The organism is Brevibacillus sp. NRRL NRS-603, assembly GCF_003013445.1.
GTDB lineage: Bacteria > Bacillota > Bacilli > Brevibacillales > Brevibacillaceae > Brevibacillus > Brevibacillus formosus.
In genome coordinates, this window is record NZ_PXZN01000145.1 from 1 (window position 1) to 5,740 (window position 5,740).

Annotated in this window: 4 protein-coding genes; 3 read left to right on the forward strand and 1 reads right to left on the reverse strand. The window is 48.4% G+C overall.

The annotated features are described in order from the left end of the window. Positions 1-736, reverse strand: a 736-nt coding sequence (locus C7R94_RS29325; protein WP_106786008.1) for a DMT family transporter, incomplete at its 3' end; no start/stop codon positions are given. A gap of 237 nt (positions 737-973) precedes the next feature. Here C7R94_RS29325 and C7R94_RS29330 point away from each other — a divergent pair. From C7R94_RS29330 to C7R94_RS30890, 3 genes are read left to right on the forward strand one after another with little or no spacing between them, the layout of a single operon-like run. Continuing rightward, positions 974-2,578: an SWIM zinc finger family protein gene (locus tag C7R94_RS29330; protein ID WP_106786009.1), complete on the forward strand. Its 1,605-nt coding sequence runs from the start codon at positions 974-976 to the stop codon at positions 2,576-2,578. Then, positions 2,575-5,433: a DEAD/DEAH box helicase gene (locus tag C7R94_RS29335; RefSeq protein WP_106786010.1), complete on the forward strand. Its 2,859-nt coding sequence runs from the start codon at positions 2,575-2,577 to the stop codon at positions 5,431-5,433. The genes C7R94_RS29330 and C7R94_RS29335 overlap by 4 nt, the downstream gene beginning before the upstream one ends. A 16-nt stretch (positions 5,434-5,449) precedes the next feature. Next, positions 5,450-5,578, forward strand: coding sequence for a hypothetical protein (locus C7R94_RS30890; RefSeq protein WP_255577329.1), 129 nt, complete (start codon positions 5,450-5,452; stop codon positions 5,576-5,578). Positions 5,579-5,740: the final 162 nt, after the last annotated feature.

The following is a 5,740-nucleotide window of genomic DNA, read 5'->3' on the forward strand; positions in this document are numbered from 1 at the left end:
TTACCTCTCGAATGGGCGCAATAGCTGCCAGCGGTGCCAATTTCATGGCAAACAAAAACAACAAATACGAGCCTGGTGACAGGACGGCACCGAGTAAAATCGTTCGCCAGTTTTTTTGCCACTCTCGGCGAATGAGTCCCTTCTTCCATACGAAGCTCCCAGCGACGATCAGACAGGCAAAGTTGGTTATTTCCAATAAAGCGAATGGAGATAATTGTTGGACGATTTGCTTGTCGGTTAACGTGTATCCTGTAATGCATAGTCCAACAGCAACAGCGTATTGCAGGGCGAGCGGATTCACTGGTTGAGCCAGACGATCTGTGCCTATCATCCCACTAATGGCGAAGACTCCGATCACAATGCAAATGACTCCTAGCCATCCCGGTACCGATAAATATTCTTGAAAGAAAATCGCGCTGAAAAACGGAATGAGAAGCGTCCCCGTCCCCCTCATGATAGGGTATACCTGTGAGATATCCCCGTATGTATACGCCTTTGAAATCAACAAGGTATAGCATCCTTGAAAGAAAAAGGACATAAACAGAAATAGAACCAAAGACCATGTCAATTGCAAGTGCATCCATTCCCAAATGAGAACAGGCAAGAGAATCACAGTTGTTGGCAATGTAATCAACAAAAGGAACGCCATTTTGTTCTCACTTTTTTTCGTGAACAGGTTCCAGACTGCGTGCGCAAGGCCAGACAATAGTACGAGCAGAATCGAAATCGATAGCATGTGTGCCCCTTCTCTCTCTCGTTGTACAAATACAACCAAAGACAACAAAATACATTGTGTTTAGTTGCTTTTCGTTCGACGTGTACAGTATACACCCAGTCCCCGCAAAAATTAAGCATTGTTTCCGCTTATTGTCCAAACCATTTTATTGATGCTGCGAACACACGCATCTTTTTCCATTCTCCGCATTTTGGGTTATAATGGAGGGATGACACTTCGTTCGGAGGATCTGACTACATGCTGCAAAGAGAGTTGACTCGGGAACAAGCGATACAGGTAGGCGAGCAAATCCTAATTGCCGTCGAAGGACACATCATTGAACGGGGCTATACGTACTTTTCAGATGGCGCCGTCTTCAATACACGCGTAGAACAAGGTCAATATTTGACAAGTGATGTTCAGGGTTCCGAGGTGTATCATGTTCGCCTCGATATGGAAACGGTTCAAAACAGCACCTGTACCTGCCCTTATTCGCGCATTTGCAAGCATATTGCTGCTACTTTTTTTCAGATGTACAGCGTGTTCGAGAATCCTCGCACATTTTTGACCCGCTCCCAACAACCAAGAAGAGCTACTTTTTCTCCTCATCTGCTGATTCCTACTTATAAATACAGCCATACCGCTCCTACTCAGCAGGATACAGCGTCTGTTTCCTCGCCGCTTACCGCGAACAGCTCCGTCAATGAGTGGTGGGCATTTTTTGAGAGCTGGACACGCAATCTGTTTGCGGCCATGGAATCGTATCGAGCTTCCTCTGAATTATTATCGAGCTATCAAAATGTGCTGAGTGTTGCTGCCTCGTGGCCGAAGGATCGGGCACAACTCTTTGTCATTCATGCCAATCTGTTTCATCTCATGAAGCTTACACAGTACGTCAAAACGTACCGCCAATCATACTGGTTCCTCGATTTGGTTCAGACAGCCGAGCGGCTATTGGATCAATTAGAAGGGACGTTGTACTTTGCAGACATCCCTGCTCTTTTGGCTGACCATCAGGATGCCATCGTTGATACTCTTCAGCTGACCAAGCAATTGAAAGAAAACGAAGCCACCTCCCTCTACTGGATATTCGCCTATCAAATGTTATGGTGGATGCTATTGAAGAAGCCAGAGTGGGTACAAGAGGAAATCCATGTGCTGGATCAGCTTATCAACGATGAAAACAGTTCTGCCTCCGAAAAGGAAAAAGCGCTGCTGCTCCGTGCCCACTTTTATGTCATGGAAAAGGAGGACGAAGCTGCTCTACAAATCTGGAAAAGAATGAGCCGCTTGAACCTTTCCTTTTACTTATCCTATATGAAATCATTCGCTCGCAACGGAGAATGGCAGCGATTTCTCGATTGGACTGCATCTTTGACATCCTTAATCGGCCAAGCCGAGACACAGCATTACCGACTCGTTATCGCCATTTGGCAGGAAGCGATGGAGCAAGTCGGACGATCCGCCGAGTGCGGCGCCAAGCTGAAGCAGTTCTTACCGAGCAGTTATCACGAATATGCCGCCTATTTATATGAAGAACGACAGTTTCAGCAATGGATTGATTTGCAAATGTCGTTTCAAGTGCCTATGGCAGATATCTCGATCGTGCAGGTGAAAGAAATCGAGGAAGCCGAGCCAACTCTGCTCTTCCCTTTTTATTTGCGCGAGGTGAACAGACTCATTGCGGAACGTAATCGAACGGCCTACAAAGAAGCGATCAAGCTCATGAAAAAGGTAAAGACGATTTACAGCAGGGCAAACCAAGATGCGCGCTGGGAACGATACGTGGAACAATTATCTGCCAAACATAATCGGTTACGTGCTTTTCAAGAAGAGCTAAGGAGAGGAAATTTCAACTTATGAATACCGTCACAACATTGGTTCTAGACGGAGAGCTTTTGGCAGACGGACAATTCTTGATTACTGGTAAAGACACGCAAGGAGCGGTGGTCGATCCAGAAGAATTGGCAGGAACACTGTTTGCGTGGGATGAGTCATCCTATTACGGAACCTTCCTGGACAAAAACGAGCATGGCGTATTGCTCAGCCCTGCCAAGGCCCTCTCCTTTTTCGTCTCTCCCCAGTGGCTTTTGCATCGGACCTATTCATCCAGCAAGCCATTTGAACAATTTACGTATATCGCGGGAATGATCCGTGATACGCTCGCAGAAGGCTCCATTGCCCCTGATTTTACTTCCTGGAAAAAAGGACAAATCGGCTGGAGAGCCCTGCATACTTCCGACGATTTTCCGGAGTATGGACACAGGTGGCTTTCGCTCGTCGTGGAGGAATCCTTGCAAGGTACTGGCGAGATCGGGCGAAAGTGGGAGCAGCTATTGACGCAATACCCGGCTCTGTACGTCATGGGCGCCGAGCTTTCTCCACACCTTCAGGAACAGGAATGGTTGCAATCGATAGGCTGGCTGCCAGATACAACACCGTTTCGCACATGCTTGCAAATCGTCGAGGCCGAGGAGCACCCCAATGACTGGCAACTCCAAGTGTATTTGCAGAATCGTGAAGAGCCAGATCAATTATTTCTCATAGAGCCACACCAGTTGACGGCTGAGGGAGTAGCCACCGCTCGCATCCCTGCTGACTGGCGTGAACACTGGAATCGTTTTCTCACGGACCTGGCCAAATGCAAAGAGATTCTCCCTTGGCAAAGAGACACCCAGGAGAATCAAAGCCGTTTTCTCACCCGACTGACGAACGAGCAAGCATGGATCTTTTTGACTTCGAGCAGTCTGCAGCTAGTGCAAGCAGGTATTCACGTTTTTCTGCCAGCATGGTGGGAACAAGTGCGCCGGGTAAAACCGAAGCTAAAAGCCAAGATTACATCCTCTGTCGGAGCTAGCAGACAGTCCTTCCTGGGTGTCTCCCAGCTCATGGATTTTGAATGGAAGCTCTCCTTGGGACCCGTGGAGCTCAGCGAAGAGGAATTTGAGGAGCTCCTTAAACAAAAGCAGCGCCTGCTGAAAATTCGCGGGCATTGGGTACAATTGACTCCCGATCTATTCTTGCAGCTACAGGAAGCGCTCAAGAAAAACCAAGCGAAAAACGGCATGACGCTGCGCGATGTCATGAGAATGCACCTCGCCCCTACTGTAGAGGTTGAGGAGCTACCCGATGATGAGCTCGAATTCGACACTTCTCTATCTGTTGAGGTCCAGCTAAACCAGCATTTGCGAGAGCTGTTGAATCAATTGCAGGAAACAAAACGTATCCCGATCATGGAGCAGCCATCTACTTTTCACGGGACGTTGCGCCATTATCAGCTAGAGGGCAGTTCGTGGCTGTTCTTTTTACGCCGCTTTGGGTTGGGAGCTTGTCTAGCCGATGACATGGGATTGGGAAAAACGGTTCAATTCATTACGTATTTGCTTCATGTCAAACAACATGGCCCAGCCAGTACGCCTTCTCTCTTAATCTGTCCGACCTCCGTCATAGGCAACTGGCAAAAAGAGCTGAAGCGTTTCGCCCCCTCTCTTCACGTGATGATTCACTATGGCAATGATCGCCAGAAGAAGGAAGCGTTCTTGCCAGCGATCAAGGGAGCGGATCTGGTGATTACCTCCTACGCCCTGTCCCATTTGGATGAGCAGGAGCTAGGAATGGTTACATGGGATACGATATGTCTCGACGAAGCGCAAAATATTAAAAACGCCTATACAAAGCAAGCATCCGCTGTGCGGGATTTGAAAGCATGGCATCGGATCGCTCTCACAGGCACTCCGATCGAAAATCGTCTGAGTGAGCTCTGGTCCATTTTTGATTTCTTGAATCCTGGCTACTTGGGAAGTCTCGGGGAATTTACCCAGCGCTTTGTTCACCCCATCGAACGCGACCAAGACCAGCAGCTCATCAATCAAGTGCAACGACTTATCCAGCCTTTCCTGCTCCGTCGTGTGAAAACCGATCCGAACATTCAACTCGACTTGCCTGACAAGAATGAGAGCAAGGAATATGTGCCGCTGACCACCGAGCAAGGCGCACTTTATGAGACAGCGATTCAAGATATGTTTGATCGAATGGAAAAAGCCTCCCCTATGGAACGGCGAGGTCTGATACTAACAACATTGACACGTCTCAAACAATTGTGTGACCACCCCGCCCTCATTTTGAATGAAATCGCAACTACAAATGAAGCCAGTCGTTCGCACAAATTGGAAAGGCTGCTGGAGTTGGTGGAGGATATTCGCCAAAAGAAAGAACGTTGCCTGATTTTTACCCAGTACATCGAAATGGGCAATTTGCTCCAACGGGTGCTGACACGAGAAGGCTATGGACCTGTCTACTTCCTAAATGGGGCCACGAAGAAAGAAAAACGCGATGAGATGATCGCTCGTTTTCAAGACCCGACACTTCCGGACGATGAACGCGGAGCCATCTTCATCCTTTCCTTGCGCGCGGGTGGAACTGGCTTGAACTTGACGGAAGCCAACCACGTCATTCACGTAGATCGCTGGTGGAATCCTGCTGTAGAAAATCAGGCCACGGACCGTGCTCATCGCATAGGACAAAAGCGCAATGTTCACGTCTACAAATTCATCTCTCTCGGGACAATTGAGGAACGCATTGATGAGATGATGGAGAGAAAGCTATCGTTGAGCCAGCAAATTGTCGGGACGGGCGAAAGCTGGATCACGGAGCTATCCACGGAAGAGCTGCGGGATTTGTTCACCCTGCGCCATGATTGGCTAGACACGAAAGGATAGATGGAGGATGGAGCGAGTGAAACAAAACGACAGCAATTCCACTATGCGCCGCCCTACAGAAGAGCCCAAGCTGCCCGAGGCATGGCTGCGTTTTTTGGAAGCTGTTCAACAACAATTTTCCGATAACCAAACAAAGAAAGAGTAAGTGTGAAAAACCCAAGGCCTGATCACGTACGGACCCTAGCCTTGGGTTTGATTTTGCTAGTGGAAAGGAAATTTCCATACGTCGACGGTGTATAGAAAAAACCCTCCGCAATGGGAGGGTCAGCTACGCGCGATTTCTCATCAGAGCACGCTCTTCTTCTTT

Excerpts from the sequence above, each read along its gene's own strand:
- C7R94_RS29330 (WP_106786009.1), top strand. The coding sequence starts at position 974 with ATGCTGCAAAGAGAGTTGACTCGGGAACAAGCGATACAGGTAGGCGAG.
- C7R94_RS29335 (WP_106786010.1), top strand. The coding sequence starts at position 2,575 with ATGAATACCGTCACAACATTGGTTCTAGACGGAGAGCTTTTGGCAGAC.